The organism is Fischerella sp., from assembly GCF_013388695.1.
Classification (GTDB): domain Bacteria; phylum Cyanobacteriota; class Cyanobacteriia; order Cyanobacteriales; family Nostocaceae; genus PCC9605.
Map to the genome: position 1 here is coordinate 85,340 of NZ_JACAEU010000150.1, position 17,216 is coordinate 102,555.

14 protein-coding genes and 1 pseudogene are annotated in these 17,216 nt (G+C 43.3%); 9 read left to right on the forward strand and 6 right to left on the reverse strand.

What is annotated here, in order from left to right; genetic code table 11:
- Positions 1-11: 11 nt before the first annotated feature.
- On the reverse strand, positions 12-1,763 hold the full coding sequence (recN, locus tag HXY43_RS20405) for a DNA repair protein RecN (protein ID WP_290886873.1): 1,752 nt from the start codon (positions 1,761-1,763) through the stop codon (positions 12-14).
- A 641-nt stretch (positions 1,764-2,404) separates the two neighbouring features.
- On the opposite strand from recN, the gene HXY43_RS20410 reads away from it, so the two are divergent.
- Entirely contained in the window at positions 2,405-4,435 is a 2,031-nt protein-coding gene (locus HXY43_RS20410) for an AarF/ABC1/UbiB kinase family protein (protein WP_290886876.1), read from the forward strand.
- 198 nt (positions 4,436-4,633) lie between these two features.
- On the opposite strand, the gene HXY43_RS20415 is transcribed toward HXY43_RS20410, so the two are convergent.
- Positions 4,634-6,385 carry an ABC transporter ATP-binding protein gene (locus tag HXY43_RS20415; protein ID WP_290886879.1) on the reverse strand — a complete coding sequence of 584 codons (1,752 nt, stop codon included), beginning with the start codon at positions 6,383-6,385 and terminating at the stop codon, positions 4,634-4,636.
- 269 nt (positions 6,386-6,654) lie between these two features.
- A complete protein-coding gene (locus HXY43_RS20420; protein ID WP_290886882.1) occupies positions 6,655-7,368 on the reverse strand; it encodes a hypothetical protein in 714 nt (237 codons plus the stop codon).
- A gap of 301 nt (positions 7,369-7,669) precedes the next feature.
- Between HXY43_RS20420 and galE the strand changes: the two genes are divergently transcribed.
- The gene (galE, locus tag HXY43_RS20425; protein WP_290886885.1) at positions 7,670-8,668 is read left to right on the forward strand and encodes a UDP-glucose 4-epimerase GalE; all 999 of its coding nucleotides are present in this window, start codon (positions 7,670-7,672) and stop codon (positions 8,666-8,668) included.
- 167 nt (positions 8,669-8,835) lie between these two features.
- Here galE and HXY43_RS20430 read toward each other — a convergent pair whose 3' ends face one another.
- Positions 8,836-9,435 (reverse strand): hypothetical protein, encoded by a 600-nt coding sequence (locus HXY43_RS20430; protein WP_290886888.1) that lies wholly within the window; start codon positions 9,433-9,435, stop codon positions 8,836-8,838.
- A 226-nt stretch (positions 9,436-9,661) separates the two neighbouring features.
- On the opposite strand from HXY43_RS20430, the pseudogene HXY43_RS20435 reads away from it, so the two are divergent.
- A pseudogene (locus HXY43_RS20435) lies at positions 9,662-9,825 on the forward strand (GTP-binding protein); the annotation flags it as partial.
- A gap of 12 nt (positions 9,826-9,837) precedes the next feature.
- On the opposite strand, the gene HXY43_RS20440 reads toward HXY43_RS20435, so the two are convergent.
- On the reverse strand, positions 9,838-10,527 hold the full coding sequence (locus HXY43_RS20440) for a hypothetical protein (protein ID WP_290886891.1): 690 nt from the start codon (positions 10,525-10,527) through the stop codon (positions 9,838-9,840).
- A 412-nt stretch (positions 10,528-10,939) separates the two neighbouring features.
- Here HXY43_RS20440 and HXY43_RS20445 point away from each other — a divergent pair, with 412 nt between their 5' ends.
- Positions 10,940-11,335 carry a hypothetical protein gene (locus HXY43_RS20445; protein WP_290886893.1) on the forward strand — a complete coding sequence of 132 codons (396 nt, stop codon included), beginning with the start codon at positions 10,940-10,942 and terminating at the stop codon, positions 11,333-11,335.
- A 145-nt stretch (positions 11,336-11,480) separates the two neighbouring features.
- Here the strand turns inward: HXY43_RS20445 and HXY43_RS20450 are convergent, their stop codons facing one another.
- Positions 11,481-12,365, reverse strand: a complete 885-nt coding sequence (locus tag HXY43_RS20450) for a LysR family transcriptional regulator (RefSeq protein WP_290886896.1) — start codon at positions 12,363-12,365, stop codon at positions 11,481-11,483.
- Positions 12,366-12,476: 111 nt separating this feature from the next.
- Between HXY43_RS20450 and ilvD the strand changes: the two genes are divergently transcribed.
- The 5 genes from ilvD (at position 12,477) to HXY43_RS20475 (ending at position 17,184) form a co-directional block, all read left to right on the forward strand.
- Positions 12,477-14,162: a dihydroxy-acid dehydratase gene (ilvD, locus tag HXY43_RS20455; protein WP_290886899.1), complete on the forward strand. Its 1,686-nt coding sequence runs from the start codon at positions 12,477-12,479 to the stop codon at positions 14,160-14,162.
- Positions 14,163-14,237: 75 nt separating this feature from the next.
- Positions 14,238-14,369 carry a hypothetical protein gene (locus HXY43_RS20460; protein WP_290886902.1) on the forward strand — a complete coding sequence of 44 codons (132 nt, stop codon included), beginning with the start codon at positions 14,238-14,240 and terminating at the stop codon, positions 14,367-14,369.
- Positions 14,370-14,787: 418 nt separating this feature from the next.
- On the forward strand, positions 14,788-15,426 hold the full coding sequence (locus HXY43_RS20465) for a peroxiredoxin (RefSeq protein WP_026731622.1): 639 nt from the start codon (positions 14,788-14,790) through the stop codon (positions 15,424-15,426).
- Positions 15,427-15,808: 382 nt separating this feature from the next.
- Positions 15,809-16,783 carry a cysteine synthase A gene (locus HXY43_RS20470; protein ID WP_290886906.1) on the forward strand — a complete coding sequence of 325 codons (975 nt, stop codon included), beginning with the start codon at positions 15,809-15,811 and terminating at the stop codon, positions 16,781-16,783.
- A gap of 71 nt (positions 16,784-16,854) precedes the next feature.
- Positions 16,855-17,184, forward strand: coding sequence for a (2Fe-2S) ferredoxin domain-containing protein (locus HXY43_RS20475; protein WP_290886909.1), 330 nt, complete (start codon positions 16,855-16,857; stop codon positions 17,182-17,184).
- Positions 17,185-17,216 lie beyond the last annotated feature (32 nt).

Consider the following 17,216-nt stretch of genomic DNA (forward strand, 5'->3'; position numbering starts at 1 on the left):
TAGTGGGGGCTTTATACCCCTACACTTTTTCTTCTGTGATTTGCAGCCTGCGTGAGCAAAGATTCCGCAAAGGCGATCGCTTCTTGGGCTGATTTACCGCCTGCTAGTTGAGCCAGTTCTTCTCGACGTTTGGTTAAGTTATCTAAAGTAGTAATACGCACAACGGTACGTTCTTCTGGATGTCTGTTATGTTCTTTTTTACCCTTAACTTTATTGATCACTTGCTTGTCTACGCGAAAATGCCGATCTGCCATTGCGGCAACTAAAGGCTGGTGAGTAACACACAATACTTGGTGAAATTGACTGAGTTGGTGTAATTTTTCGGCGATCGCCTGTGCTACTCGTCCGGAAACGCCGACATCAATTTCATCAAATACTAGCGTCCCCGTTGCATCTGCTTGGGAAAAACAAGCTTTCAGCGCTAGCAAAAACCGACTCATTTCCCCACCAGAGGCAATTTCTGATAAAGGTTGTAGCGGTTCTCCTGGATTGGGACTAAACATAAATGTAATTTTGTCTGCTCCAGCAGCAGTGGGAAAAGTTGGTACAATCTCCACTTGAAACTGTACCTTTTCCATAGCTAAGGGTTTTAATTCCCTAATTAGTTTGGCTTCTAATTTAGCTGCGGCGGTGCGACGCAACTGACTCAACTGGTGGCAAGCTTGAGTAAGCTTAGCCAAACACTCCGCCTCTTGTGTTTCTAGACTTTCAATAGATTGTTCGCTGTCATTCAGTTCAGCTAATTCCGCTTGGATACGCTGGTAGTAGTCAATTACCTCAGCCAGCGTCGGCCCATACTTGCGGCAAATTTTCTTTAATTCTCGAATGCGTTCTTCTACTTCTTCTAATCGCTGCGGATCTGCCTCCAAACTTTCTCCATAGGCGTTAATTTGCCTTGCTACTTCCGCTACAGTTGCCTGAGCATCCCTCACCAAATCTAACAGCGTTTGCAACTGGGAATCGTATTCTACCATGTCACTCAACGTTACTTCGCTGTCTCCCAGCAAATCTGTCGCGGTTGGGGTTTCATCGTCGTTTTGGTACAAAGCTTGGTATACTTTGTAACTCATCTGTTGGAGTTCAACAACATGATTCAGGCGTTGGTGTTCTTGCTGGAGTTGCTCTAGTTCATCAGGATCGCTAAGGTTGATATCCCCGAGTTCCTTAACTTGATAGGACAGTAAATCTAGTTGTTGCAAGCGTTCCCGTTCTGATGTCCGGCGTTTTTCTAATGTCTGATGGGCTTGTTGGTAGGCGCTAAAAGCAGTGGCGACTTCTTGTCGCTGCTGCAACAGAGATTCTCCACCATACACATCTAACCAATCGCGAATTTGAGCAGACTGTCCAACTAAGACTGTTTGACCTTGAGCAGTAATTTCTACCAAGCGATCGCGCAGTCCTGACATCACCTGCTGATTGACTAACACTCCATTTATCCGCGATCTACTCCGTACTTTCCCAGATGAAATGGTAATTTCTCGGCTAATCACTACGGAATTTTCATCAATGAGATCGATTTCCTGTTCTGTCAACCAAGCTACTAAGGCAGAATTAGAGGAGAAAGTTGCTTCTACCATTGCCCTACTTGTACCTGTGCGAACCACGCGACTAGAGACTTTTCCGCCTAATACCGCATCAATGGCATCCAAGATAATCGACTTGCCTGCGCCGGTTTCACCTGTCAATACATTCAATCCCAAACCAAATTCCAATTCCAGCTTGTCAATGAGGGCAAAATTTTCTATTTGCAACAGAGACAACATTGAGCTAAATTCTCCGTGAGGGCAGACGCCAGATACTTCTAACTTTAGGGACACTAGTACAGTCAGGCAGGAGGTAAGAGGCAACTGTGCTGAAGGCGTAAATTCCCACTAAATTAAGGTTTTGTCTCTTTGTAACAGTTGGATAATTGTAGCCGTGATGTACTAGCGATCGCCTTTTTGCACCCTGCAAAATCTACTACTTTTGAATACACAAGCATCCTTGAGTTTAGCAAACTTAGTACATTAAGGCAGAAGACAGAAGAGAATAATCCTTATTACATTAATTATTGTGACTTGTTCTTAACTTGTTGGTTATTTTCGTTATGCAGCACTAGTTTAATTTTGGCTTTAGTAAGTATAGCAATCTAGCTATGAACCTTCTTAATTACTCCTGCTTTGGAATCGATAATGTATTGATATAAATAGCCGTCATGAACTGTAAATTACAGTACTAATGAAAATTCTTGCCTTGCTCTTTCTTTGGGCTTTCTCCCAGTTTCTACCTTCTGCTTCCTGCCGGGGTGCTCCTCCTGCCTCCAGGATAGCTGTCTTATTTTGGTTTATGCCTTTTTTTAGAAACCTACTCTCTCAACAAATTGTTACAATACTTAACATAATAGCTCCGATGCGGTGGTAAGCTCATGAATGCAAAAACAGTTTCCCCTACTTCCCTGGAAGTTGATTATGAAGTAGTACCGGACAATGGTGCTAAAGCATCTGTTGTGAGTTTACCAGCACTAGAAGAAGCTCAAGGACATAGAGGGCTGGTCAGTTCCACAATTGAACCTGAGGCAGCATTGCGATACGATCCGCAGGCGATCAAGATCTACTATAAAAGTCGTCCCCTGCAAGTTTTGCGACGCATTATCGCGGTTTTGACACCAACGATCAGCTTTGCTCTTGGTGCATGGTTGGATAGCAAATGGGGAATAGCCGTTAAAAATGACCGTCGCCGAGCAATTCGCCTGCGAGAAATCCTAACAAATTTAGGCCCTGCCTATATTAAAATCGGACAAGCATTGTCTACCCGACCTGATCTAGTTCCTCCGGTGTACCTAGAGGAACTTACCCAGCTGCAAGACAAGTTGCCACCCTTTCCCAACGAAATAGCTTATCAATTTATAGAAGAAGAATTAGGCGCACCTCCACAGGAGGTTTACGAGGAACTTTCACCAGAACCAATCGCCGCCGCTTCCTTGGGGCAAGTATACAAAGGTAAGCTGAAAACTGGTGAGGAAGTCGCCGTCAAAGTCCAACGTCCTGACTTGCGAGAACGGATTGCTATTGACTTGTTTATCTTACGGCAATTAGCAGGATGGGCGCAGAAAAATTTTAAACGCATCCGCAGCGATTTGGTAGGTATCCTCGATGAATTAGGCGATCGCATCTTTGAAGAGATGGACTACATTCACGAGGGAGAAAATGCTGAGCGCTTTTATCAGTTATACGGTCATCTTAAAGACGTTTACGTACCGAAAATTTACTGGGAATACACCAACCGTCGCGTTTTGACGATGGAGTGGATTAACGGTACAAAATTAACTGAACCAGAAAAAATTAGCGCCCAAGGCATCAACGCCCGCTATTTAATTGAAGTGGGAGTGCAGTGTTCCTTGCGACAGTTGCTAGAACATGGATTTTTCCACGCCGATCCCCACCCTGGTAATTTGTTAGCCACCACCGATGGGAAATTGGCATATCTGGACTTTGGCATGATGAGCGAGATTAAGCCGCCACAGCGTTACGGTTTAATTGAAGCCATTGTTCATGTAGTTAACCGTGACTTTGAAGGATTGGCATACGACTACGTCAAGTTAGATTTTCTCTCACCGGAGACAGATTTAACGCCGATTATTCCGGCATTTGCCAAAGTATTTGCCAATGCTCAGGGAGCTAGTGTAGCTGAGTTGAACATTAAAAGCATCACTGATGAACTATCGGCTTTGATGTATGAGTATCCCTTCCGCGTACCTCCCTACTACGCTTTGATTATTCGTTCTCTGGTAACGCTGGAAGGTATCGCTATCTATATTGACCCCAACTTCAAAGTCTTGAGTGAGGCTTATCCTTACGTTGCTAAACGATTGTTAACCGATCCAGCACCAGAATTAAGAGCATCGCTGCGGGATCTGCTTTTCAAAGAAGGTCGTTTCCGCTGGAACCGCTTGGAAAACTTGTTACGCAATGCTCGTAACAATCAAGACTATGACTTGAATTTGGTATTGAATCAAGGGGTAGATTTTCTCACTTCCGAACGCGGTGCTTTCATTCGCGATCGCTTGGTGGATGAATTTGTGAAAAGTGTAGAAGCATTGAGTAAAAATATTCTGCACAACTTCACATACCTACTGCGGGAACGGGTTGGTGTCACAGCAATTAACGAAACGCCTGCTGCTACAGATGAGCAACAACAAACCTTGGAGCATATCAAACGAATATTAAATATTCTCCGCGAAACTCGTGGCTTTGACCCGACGCAGCTTGCTCCGCAACTAGCCCAAATGTTGGTAAATCCCGGAGTGCAGCGTTTGGGACAACAAATTGCCAGCCAGTTGGCGCAAAAAGCGATCGCCAGGTTGATTCGAGAATTGTTGGTATCGTCAGAAATTGATAGTACGCAAGATGCGAGTTTAGAAGCACCTACAAGGATTTCTTTGCCTGCAAGAGTTTGATTTAGAAATGCCTGCACCCTAGAAGGGTGGGGCTGTACGAACAAAGCCTGCCTTCGCAGGCTGTGAGGTTTTTTGCCTACGAAGGTGGGTTTAAAAATGCTTTATTTAAACGCAGAGGCACGCAGAGTAAGCGCAGAGGCACGCAGAGTTTTTTAATTTAAATTCGTTATGAACCATAATCCCCAGTCCCAATCCCCTTTAATGCAGTAATTCCTCTACCTGATGCTGACTCCATAAAGTTCTGTATAGACCTGGTTGTTGCAAAAGCTCTATCTGTGTACCCATCTGGACGATTTTACCTTTATCCATGACAAAAATTCGGTCAGCAGCGGCAGCAGCGGACAGTTGGTGAGTGATGAAAACTACAGTTTTGCGTTTTGTACCCCCAGAAAGATTTTTTAAGATTGTTGTAGCTGTTTGATTGTCAACGCTGGAAAGGGCATCATCCAAAATTAAAACTGGGGCATCAATTAACATTGCTCTCGCAAGGGTGGTGCGTTGCCGCTGTCCACCAGAAAGAGTAATACCGCGTTCTCCGACGATGGTTTCATATTGCTGGGGGAAATTGATGATTTCTGGGTGAATTTGGGCAGTTTTGGCGGATGATTCTACTTTTTGTTGTTCGGCGACGGGATCGCCATAGCGGATATTATTTTTGATGGTGGTGCTGAAGAGAAAACTATCTTGGGGAACGTAGGCGATCGCACTGCGTAAATCTGCTAGGGCAATTTTAGTAATGTCTACCTCATCCAAAAATAACTGGCCTGGTTCGATATCTAACAAGCGAGGTAAAGCATTTGCCAAGGTAGATTTCCCTGAACCAATGGCTCCCACAATTGCTACAGTTTCCCCGGGTGTGATAGTAAAGCTGATATTGTCTAAAGCGGGAGTGGCAGCACCAGGATATGTGTAACTGAGGTTTTTCGCTGTCAGTTTCCCTTGCACTTCCTCTGTGGGTAGATGAATTGAATCTGTTTCGTCTTTGATCTCGGGTGTTACCGTTAAAATTGACTCGATGCGATCGACACTCACTTCACCTCGTTGATAAGCAGTGATTGTGAAACCTAATAGGGCGGTGGGGAAAACCAAACGCTCTACATACAGAAGCAGGGCGACAAAATCACCAACATCAAGCGTTCCAGAGGCTATCCGCGTTGATCCGAGCAAGATGATGACTAGCGAACTGATATTGGCTAGTCCGCCAATCAAGGGAAACAGCGTATTTCGGCTTTTTGCTAGTTTGAGGTTAGCTTGCAGCAGATGCTGATTTTTTTTAGCAAAAGCCCGGCGCTCATTTTCCTCTTGGGCATAAATTTTTATTAGGGCGATGCCGCTGATATCTTCTTGGATTAAGTCGCTAAGGTCAGAAAGTCGATCCTGTACTGCTAATTGTTCATTGCGGAGGCGATCGCTAAACAGATGCACCACATAGAACATAAAAGGATATACTGCCAGTGATGCTAATGTCATCTCTACATTGATAGATAGCATGACTGGCAGTGTCAGGCTGTAGGCAAACACGGTATTTGCCAAACTCAGAACAGCAAAACCCAACAACCGCCGGATGTTGTCCACATCACTTGTAGCGCGACTAATCAAATCACCTACGGTATTGGTTGCAAAATATGAGGGTTCTAGTTTGAGTAAATGTTCAAAAATCCGCTGTTTCAGTTCATATTCTACCTGACGCCCTACACCAAATATCCAGATGCGGGAGGCCATACGAATCAGCCACATTGCCGAAGTCAACAAAACAATGGGCACTATGTAATTTAATAATTGATTTAAGCTAAATGTTCCCGAGAGTTTGTCAACGCAAGTACGAATCAATAAAGGAATATAAACACCCAGCCCATTGACAGTTAACAAAGCAACAATACCTAATGTTGCCTCTTGCCAATGGGGACGCAGGTAAGCAGCAAGTATAGCAAGGCGTCGTCTTTGTGCCATTCCAGCAATTTTATACCTTATATAATCTTGGGCAGGCCAAAATCTGGCTATCTCTGGCTACAGATAGAAATAAAGTTTAAACAAGGCCAGTCAGCTACAAATGTAGCATTGTGGCCTTTTTAGATGCTGCTTTTTTAGCCTTATGGCTGTCAATTTACCACCGATAAAACTGCACTTTTGTCAAGAGGATATTGGAAGAATGATTGGGTAAAGATTTTCGGATGGCTTTGACTACATTTAAGTTATGATGTCAGGATAAGTATATTAACTTAATTGCAATAGTCCTTTTGTGCTATCCTGCGACTCACATATGGCTGTCTACCACGCAAGAAAACGTAAACCTGGTTGAGATAACTTTCCCACACTCGCGTTGTCAGTGCCAAAGTTTGGGCATTGGGTATAAAATCTTCCAATCGCAACCCACGTCTGGCAATTTCGGCTGGAGTTTGCAACAGATAAGGTGCGACTTTCGCGTCCATAGAATTTAATCCCAGTTGCGCGATCGCCCCATCACCCGCCATATCTGATATGCTCTCTACATTAGGGTCTTGTTTTAATGCCACCAGTACCCCCGATGTTGGTGTACTTATGAAAGCTAAGTCAGAATTACCAATCTTGGCGATCGGCGACCGAAGCAGAAAGTAGGCTACAGCTGGTGTACTAGCCAAAAGCAGAATCGTTAAGGCCCAAGCAAGATACATACCTCCTGGTTTGTCTATTGCTCCGCCCTTGATTTTCTGAGCAGCAAACAGCAACAGCAAAATTGATGCTCCTAAAGGCTTGAGCGGAAATGATATTACCTCCCACAATGCGGAGATTGCTGGCTCATTCGGGTTAACAAACCATAACAAGACGAGCATCAGAAAAATGACCAAGAACAATCGTCCGACAAAAGTTCCTGTGGGATAAAATCTTTGGAACAAGGAGACTAAAACCGCTAAGAGAAGCAGCCAAAGAAGAACCCGGCTTAATAGTACAAACATAAATTTACTCTCAAATCTTCTGGTGCGGTCAGCCTAGCAATTTTGGGCATTTGAGTTATTTTAGCGTCAAATAAGTAGTAATAGCACTGTTATCTGACCTCAAATTCCTCATAACGCCACTCCCCAAAAGCGGAGGGATATCTCCGCACGGGGGTGGCTCCCCCTCACACAAAGACCACCGTCGTAGTGATTTTAGAGCAAATTTTTTCAACTGACCGCAGTATTTGTAATTTTCTAGATCAGTAATGTGGTTCAGGTAAATTAATTTAATGAAGTAGTTAACTAAGCAAAAGGAAAAACGATGTCGCCTGAAAAGCCTACAATTTTGGTAACGGGAGGGGCTGGATATATTGGTTCCCATGCTGTGCTTGCTTTGCTGCGATCTGGGTATGAGGTCGTAATTCTCGATAATTTAGTGTATGGACATCGTGACTTGGTAGAAACAGCTTTAAAAGTAGAGTTGGTAGTAGGTGATACAAGCGATCGCTCACTACTGGATCGGTTATTTCAAAGTCGTGAAATTGCGGCTGTGATGCACTTTTCTGCCTACGCCTATGTGGGAGAATCAGTGATCGACCCTGCTAAATACTATCGCAACAATGTCTTAGGCACTCTGACCCTCCTAGAAGCGATGCTAGCAGCTTCTGTAAATAAATTTGTATTTTCTTCTACTTGTGCAACTTATGGAGTCCCCGAGGTCATACCTATTCCAGAAGACCATCCCCAAAATCCGATCAATCCCTATGGCGCTACCAAGCTGATGGTAGAGCGAATTCTCTCTGATTTTGATGCCGCCTATGATTTTAAATCAGTAATTTTCCGCTATTTCAACGCCGCTGGAGCCGATCCCGGTGGTTTGTTAGGGGAAGACCATAACCCAGAAACTCATTTAATTCCCTTAGTTCTGCAAACTGCTTTGGGTAAACGCGAATCTATATCGGTTTTCGGCACTGATTACCCCACTCCCGACGGTACTTGTATTAGAGATTACATACACGTTAATGATTTGGCTGATGCTCATGTCTTGGGCTTGGAATATTTATTGAAAGGCGGCGACAGCGGAGTGTTTAATTTAGGAAATGGTAATGGTTTCTCTGTTAAAGAAGTTATTGATACAGCCAAACATGTAACGGGTGCGGATATTAAAGTCACAGAGTGCGATCGCCGTCCTGGCGATCCACCTGTTCTGATTGGTAGTAGCGACAAAGCTAAAAAAATCTTAGGCTGGCAACCACAATATTCATCCTTAGAAGAAATTATTAGCCATGCATGGCAGTGGCATAAACAGCGACATAAGTAGGGACTAGGGATTAGGGTACGTGGGGAGAGTAGGAGAGTAGGGAAGTGGGAGAGTGGGGGAGTGGGGGCTAGGGGTCCCCTCTGGGGTTGGGGGCTGTGGGAGAGTGGGAGAATAACAACCAACCACTAACTACTAACCACTAACTACTAACTACTAACCACCAACCACTAACTACTATCCCTATTCCTATTAACTCGTTGCACTAAAAAGAATAAAAAACCAATTGTTATCAAACCAAAACCAGCGATCGCCCACGGTAGCGCTGTCCTAGTTTGTGTGTTGGGAATGTTCTGGTTAATATCTTGTAAATCTTGTGTATTTTCTCGTACTGATTTTCCTGCTGCTACAGTAACATTAAATTTCAAATTAAATGGTTTAAAACTTGCTTGTGCTGTTGATTCACCACGCAAATGTAGCTGATAAGTTCCTGGTCTGGGGAATGTAAATTTCGCTCCAGGTATTCCTTGATAACGCTCTGCCGAGACTGATTCTAAAGTTGGTTCCAAAAGTGGTGGTTCTCCAGAGGCATAAGGTTCAGCGTAAACAGCTAACTGACAATTGCACTCTGCCAGTGGAATCACCTTACCACCTTTACGGGTGAGGGCAAACCAAACTGTTGTAGGTTCTCCGGATCTAGGAGTATCATTTGGTTCAATATGGAGAGTTGCACCTACTTGCGCTGTTGTTTTCACTTGATGGGCAAAGACAGTAGGATTAAAAGTAACAATAAATACAGATAAAATAGTTAATAATACATATTTAAACATAACTTGACCATCTTTTAAGTTAAAATTCAAAAGTAAAAAGGTAAAAGAAAGAAAAATATTTCTTTTTGTCTTGATCTCAAAAGGATACAAGAGAGTGAATTTATTGATGGAGAAACATAAAGATGTCCTTGTTTCAAGCCCCTAGATTTATATATGAGGATTTCTTTTTACTTTTATCTTTTTACTTTTTACTTGTTTGACAGCGCTGAAGAATAAATCTTAAGAGATGGATCGCCGTCGTAACTTTGCGATTATTTCTCACCCAGACGCGGGTAAAACTACACTAACCGAAAAGCTTTTACTCTACGGTGTAACAATCCAAGAAGTAGGAGCAGTCAAAGCCTGTTCCAATGCCATGCTACCTTAGACTGGATGGCAATGGAACAGCAACATAGATAATTCCTAATAGGCGCGATGGATAAAACGCCCGATCGCAGCAGCACAACGAAGAGCAATTTTTTTGCGGAAGTAATAGGATTGAGAATAAAGTCGAATTGGTGCCTGAGTGTGTTGCCAATATGCTTTATCTGTCAAAGTTGGAGGTGCACCTCCTAAAGCTTGGAAAATAAGTTGTTTTCGCCAGGGTTTTATCTGCCCTCCTGATGCATGAGACATAATGTTCACAGTAACACCACCAAAATCCATTCCCATTTTACTGACAGTACTCAATGGTTCAGAAGACAACATCAGTGCCAAGTTAAGGACGCATTGATCGCTTTGGAAATAGGGATAACGCCCTAAAGCAAGAAGGAAATCACTGAGCTTGATGTATCCTGCGGACTCAAAGGTTTCTAGTAATTTCTGCCATATTTCAAGTACGGACTTCTGGTTTTGCTTCAGCCCAATAAAGCCAGAATTGTAATATCGGTCTAGTTCGCGATGGCAAACAAAACCGTAGCGTTCAGCAAGTTCTTTCCAAGCAAGTCGATAAGGATGATTGGCGGGCATATAATCGTAGGCATCTTCGCATAGGGTAATACCACGACTAACCCACTCTACGTAAAAATCCCAAGGACTTTTATTGACAATATCAGGGTCAAAATAAAATAATGCTTCAACTTCTGGGCAGTAATTTTCCCAAAGTTGCAACATAAAATCGGGCTTGTAATTAGAGAAAAACTTTGAGGTGGTTAACTCAACAAATCGAATGACACAAAAGTAAAGATGAAAACCTCTGTAGAGAATAATCTCCTCTATCTTAGGGATGAAATTATCTATAGAGTTTTAATTGGCGATCGCCTCAGTGCATAGATAACTTGAAACGCAATAACGCTGCTAGGGCATCTGCAACTTGAGGGGCTGCATTCGCAATTAGTACAATCAAGTGTTAGGAAGTTACATTTATAGCTTCACAAGTTTCTCGCCAACGTTCACCCATTACAATCGCGCTATCTTTAAAAATATAACGGTTAATTTTTACGCAGATATTTACGCTGATGCGCCTTGAAGTTTTAGAAGCCAAAATTAATAGTGGGCATTTAATTAACTTTGAGGTCTTTAATTTATGAAATTGTTGCTCCTAGCTTTGATCGTTATGATTGGTGCGCTTGGTGTGACTCCGAATGCCTCTGCTGACCAAACAAATGTTCGTCCTGCCAAAGAATCTGGCAATCAAAAAGCTGCTTCTTTGATAACCCAACCAGTCACGATTAATGGTAACTGGGTTAATGTCATTAACCGAAATCATCATCTCCAACAAACTTCAGGTTCAATTTCAGTGGTACGCGAGCAAGGATGCCAAAAGATTGATCCGCTTGAGTTAATTAACAATCTAGGTCGTATTTTGGAGGAATGCGAAAAGCAAAAAAATAATCCAACTCCTCAACATACTCAAATAGAGTATTTCCAGACTCCCAAACAACTAGATTCTGGTATTAACGTAACAGTCACTCAATTCTGATTTGGATTAAACAACTCTGGTTAATTACCTATTAAGTTGAATAACTCTTCACGAGTTTTTTGCTACTCTTAAAACATGCTCCACATCACTATTCACATATAAGTAGTTTTAACGGTAACTAAATTAGCGATCGCACCTAAATTAATCAACCACAAACCCTCTCGACAACTGTGAGAAATTGCCGCAGTACTGGTGTTTCTTTCTGTGGTTGCCACATCACTGCTGTTTCTACTAACGGTGTTGCTTGTGCGATCGCTCGATACACTACACCCATACGCTGAAGATTTTGCAAAGAAGACGGCACAATTGCAATTGCCATTCCAGCAGAAACTAGTCCAATGATAGTTTGCATTTGGATAGCTTCTTGTGCAACTTTCGGTGTAAAGTTACTTTGCTGACACAGAGCAACTATTTTGTCGTAAAGTCCAATTCCTAGATGGCGGGGGAATAAAATAAACAATTCATCCGTTAGCGATCGCACTGCAATTCGTTCTTGTTTCGCTAAAGGATGGGTTGCAGGCAAAGCTACAACCAGATTTTCTTGCTGAATGCATTTCCAACTGAAGGTATCATCTTCTAAAGGAGGATGCACAAAGCCGACTTGGATGTGTTGATTGCGTAGCGCCACCTCCTGCTCTGCTGTCGTTAATTCCTGCAATACTAATTCCACTTCGGGAAACTTTTGGCGGAAGGCTTGCAAGATCGCAGGTAGCACGTTATAGGTGACAGAACTAACAAACCCTACCTGCAATTGTCCTGTTTCTCCCCTACCCGTGCGGCGCGTTAACTCAATTGCCTGTTCCAGCTGTGCTAGCAGTTGATAAGCCTCACGTAAAAATACTCTTCCTGCTTCCGTCAGTTGTACCTGGCGCTTGGTTTTGCGATGAAATAATTCCACTCCTAATTCTGCTTCGAGTTGTTGAATTTGCTGGCTTAAAGGCGGTTGGGCTATGTGCAGTCGTTCAGCAGCTCGACTAAAGTGCAGTTCCTCCGCTACGGCAATCAAGTAACGCAGGTGTCGTAGTTCCATAGTTTTGATATTTTAAAAGTTTCAATTATGAATAAATATATATTGGACATATGAAAAATTTCTATCTATGATGCTCCTACAGAAGCATTTCAGGAGTCTAAGGAAATCAAAATGTCAGAAAATCTTAGAAGCAGAGTTGTCACCCAAGGAGTGCAGCGATCGCCCAATCGTGCCATGTTGCGTGCCGTTGGATTTCAAGATCAAGATTTTACTAAACCAATTGTTGGGATTGCTAACGCATACAGCACCATCACCCCTTGCAATATGGGGATCAACAAACTGGTACAAAGGGCAGAAATAGGCATCAACAACGCCAACGCGATGCCGCAAATATTCGGCACAATTACGATTAGCGATGGCATTTCGATGGGAACCGAGGGGATGAAATACTCCTTGGTGTCGCGAGAAGTAATTGCCGACTCCATCGAAACAGCTTGCAACGGACAAAGTATGGATGGAGTGCTGGCGATCGGCGGTTGCGATAAAAATATGCCAGGAGCAATGATTGCGATCGCCCGGATGAACATTCCCGCCATCTTTGTTTATGGCGGTACGATTAAACCCGGACACTACAACGGACGCGACTTAACCGTCGTCAGTTGTTTTGAAGCGGTAGGCGAATACAGCGCCGGGAAAATCGACGAGGATGAGTTATTAGAAGTTGAACGCCGTGCCTGTCCTGGTGCAGGTTCGTGCGGAGGAATGTACACAGCTAACACCATGTCTAGTGCGTTTGAAGCAATGGGGATGAGTTTGCCCTATTCTTCAACAATGGCAGCAGAAGATTCAGAAAAAGCCGACAGCACAGAAAAATCGGCATTTGTTTTAGTAGAAGCAATTCGTAAGCAAATCTTACCCCGTCAGATTATCACCCGCAAATCTATCGAAAATGCAATTTCAGTAATTATGGCGGTGGGTGGTTCCACAAATGCCGTGTTGCATTTTTTGGCGATCGCCCGTGCTGCTGGTGTAGAACTAAGCCTAGACGACTTTGAAGCGATCCGTGCTCGTGTTCCAGTTTTGTGCGATTTGAAACCCAGCGGTAAGTACGTGGCTACAGATTTACATCAAGCTGGTGGTATTCCCCAGGTCATGAAAATGCTACTAGTGCATGATTTACTGCACGGAGATTGCCTCACCATAAGTAGTGAAACGATTGCACAAGTGTTGGCAGACGTACCCAATGAACCGTCACCAAACCAAGATGTGATTCGTGCTTGGGGCAACCCGATGTATCCGCAAGGACATTTAGCTATCCTGAAAGGGAATCTGGCAGCAGAGGGAGCAGTAGCAAAAATCACTGGTATAAAAGTTCCTAAAATTACTGGACCAGCACGAGTTTTTGAATCAGAGGAATCTTGTTTAGAGGCGATTCTGGCAAAGAAAATCAACAAGGGTGATGTGATTGTCATCCGCTACGAAGGCCCCAAGGGCGGCCCCGGTATGCGAGAAATGCTCGCTCCCACTTCAGCAATTATCGGTGCAGGTTTGGGTGATAGTGTGGGGTTAATCACCGATGGGCGTTTCTCCGGCGGTACTTACGGTATGGTCGTTGGGCACGTTGCACCAGAAGCGGCGGTTGGAGGTGCGATCGCTCTAGTAGAAGAAGGCGATACGATCACTATTGATGCTCATGCTCGTTTATTGCACCTGCACGTATCTGATGAACAATTAGCTCGTCGTCGCGCTCTTTGGCGACCCCGTCCACCACGTTACACTACTGGTGTGCTGGCTAAGTATGCCAAATTGGTATCTTCTAGCAGTCTTGGTGCAGTTACTGATTTGGATTTATTTTAGTTAATAATTAATAGTCAATAGTCCAGAGTTTTTTGACTAGTGACTATTGACCAAATTTAATTCAAGTAGGACTAGATGACAACCAGCAATCACCCCCTGTTCTCTTCCTTAGCGATCGCCCCTGGTACAGTTACAGGAATAGAGCAAGAGGTGTCTCAAATCTGCATTGCTCAGGATTGTGGCAAAAAGCAAGACATAAATAAATAATGTAAAAGCTGCATATCCGAGAGTAAGTGCGATCGCCAATCCAAATATAATTAAAAATCTAGATTTAGAAGGTTGATTTTTCGGCTGAATAGCTGACATTGGTGTTGGATTCAAGGAACCTATGGTGCCCAATAAGACTAGTTATAACTACAAGTTCCAAGAAATGAATTTCAGCAGGCAAATTTTGCATTAAAAAATACTAGAATATCTAGAGATTCAGCACCGTAAATATTCTTCCTTTAAAAGCTATTAAAGCTTTTAAAGCTACTAATTTTTTAACTCTATGTGGGTTGAATTTTGATTTCGCTACCTAAAATTTTGTTGCGAACCACAATAGCCCTATCGGAGAACCGGTGTTTTATGCCATCATGGCAAAATAGGATACGTATACTTTGTTGATTTGCAGGGAAATTAAATCATGGCTCTCCATCTAGGTGATACAGTCCCGAATTTTACCCAAGCCTCTACACACGGCGACATCGATTTTTATGAATGGGCAGGTGACAGCTGGGTAGTGCTGTTCTCCCACCCCGCAGACTACACACCTGTTTGCACCACTGAGTTAGGTGTCGTTGCCAAACTCAAGCCAGAATTTGACAAGCGTAATGTCAAAGTCATAGCCCTCAGCGTTGATGACGTTGAATCACACAAAGGCTGGGTTGGTGATATCGAAGAAACACAAAGCACCACCCTTAACTACCCAATTCTGGCAGATGCAGATCGTAAAGTTTCTGACCTTTACGACATGATTCACCCCAACGCCAACGCCAGCGTAACTGTGCGGACAGTGTTTATCATCGACCCCAACAAGAAACTGCGTCTGACTTTGACTTATCCCCCCAGCACCGGACGCAACTTTGATGAAATTCTGCGGGTGATTGATTCGTTGCAACTGACTGATAATTACAGCGTTGCTACACCAGCTGACTGGAAAGATGGTGATGATTGCGTTATAGTCCCCTCACTGAAAGATCCAGAAGTGCTGAAGGAGAAATTCCCCAAAGGGTATCAGGAAGTCAAGCCTTATCTACGGATGACTCCTCAACCCAATAAGTAATTTTACTTAGTTAAAGAACCTCACCTTCATTATGGAGGTGAGATTTTTTATATTTTGTGAATGAATTATTACCTTTGTGTCTTAGTGCCTTTGTGGTGAAAAATAATGTCTTTTTAACCACAAAGACACTAAGACACCAAGTAAAATCTTTTGTAGAATTCACGTATTAACGTTGCGAAAGATTAAAACTAGCTGTAGTAGGCTAATAAATTTTTGGAATTGATAAGATCTAGACGATCGCTCTATTAGTGGGGCGATCGCTCTTTTTGTTTGAGAGACATAATTGTCCAGACAATGATTTGAATTTAGGGATGAATTAAGCTTAAATCCCAGCACCGCTATAAGTAAGAATTTTTATAAGAAGAACATAGGTAAATTTAAAATGGATATCAAGAACGGCTTTGTAGGCACTGTCGGCAACACGCCATTAATTCGGTTAAACAGCTTTAGCGAAGAAACTGGCTGCGAAATTCTCGGTAAAGCAGAATTTCTCAATCCTGGTGGTTCCGTCAAAGACCGCGCGGCACTTTATATTATTCAAGATGCAGAAGAAAAAGGCTTGATTAAACCGGGTGGTACTGTCGTAGAAGGAACAGCTGGCAATACTGGCATTGGACTGGCACATATTTGCAATGCCAAAGGCTACAAATGCTTGATTATCATTCCTGATACCCAGTCTCAAGAAAAGATGGATGCCTTGAGGGTATTAGGTGCAGAAGTCCGTCCCGTCCCTGCTGTACCTTATAAAGACCCCAACAATTACGTCAAGCTATCTGGCAGAATAGCTGCTGAAATGGAAAACGCCATTTGGGCAAATCAGTTTGATAACTTAGCCAACCGTCACGCCCACTATGAAACTACCGGGCCAGAAATTTGGATGCAAACAGACGGTAAAATTGACGCTTGGGTGACATCAACCGGAACTGGCGGCACATATGCAGGTGTGTCTATGTTCCTGAAAGAAAAAAATCCGGATATTAAATGCGTAGTTGCCGATCCAATGGGTAGTGGTTTATATAGCTACATTAAAACTGGTGAAATCAAAATAGAAGGCAATTCCATCACTGAAGGCATCGGTAATAGCCGTGTCACTGCAAATATGGAAGGCGCACCAGCTGATGATGCCATCCAGATAGATGACAAAGAAGCCCTACGGGTAGTTTATCAACTGCTGCGGAAAGACGGCTTGTTTATGGGCGGTTCTACAGGAATCAACGTCGCCGCAGCTGTTGCTTTAGCAAAACAAATGGGGCCAGGACATACTATTGTCACTATTTTGTGTGATAGCGGTTCCCGTTACCAGTCACGCATCTTTAACCGTGAATGGCTACAATCAAAAGGACTTTCACCAGAATAGCTATTAGTCATTAGTCATTGGTCATTTGTTTTACCAATGACCAATGACTAATGACCAAGGACAAATGACAAATGAACAGTATTTCTAAATCATCAAACTCACCTGTAACACCTCCTGTTTATCCTCGATGCGTCCGCGTCTGCCAAAATCGTACTTGCCGCAAGCAAGGCGCTGCTAAAGTATTAGTAGCTTTTGAAGCTATATCTATCCCTGAAGTCACGGTAACAGGTAGCAGCTGTTTGGGACAATGCGGCAATGGGCCAATGGTGCTGGTGCTACCAGATATGGTTTGGTATAGTGGCGTCCATCCCAGTGAAGTGCCTTTGGTGGTTGAAAAGCATCTAGTAAACAATCAAAGAGTTACAAAGATGCTCTATTATCGGTTTCATCCGCAAGGATAAGAGGTTTATTAATAGCCTATAGAGAGGCCTGC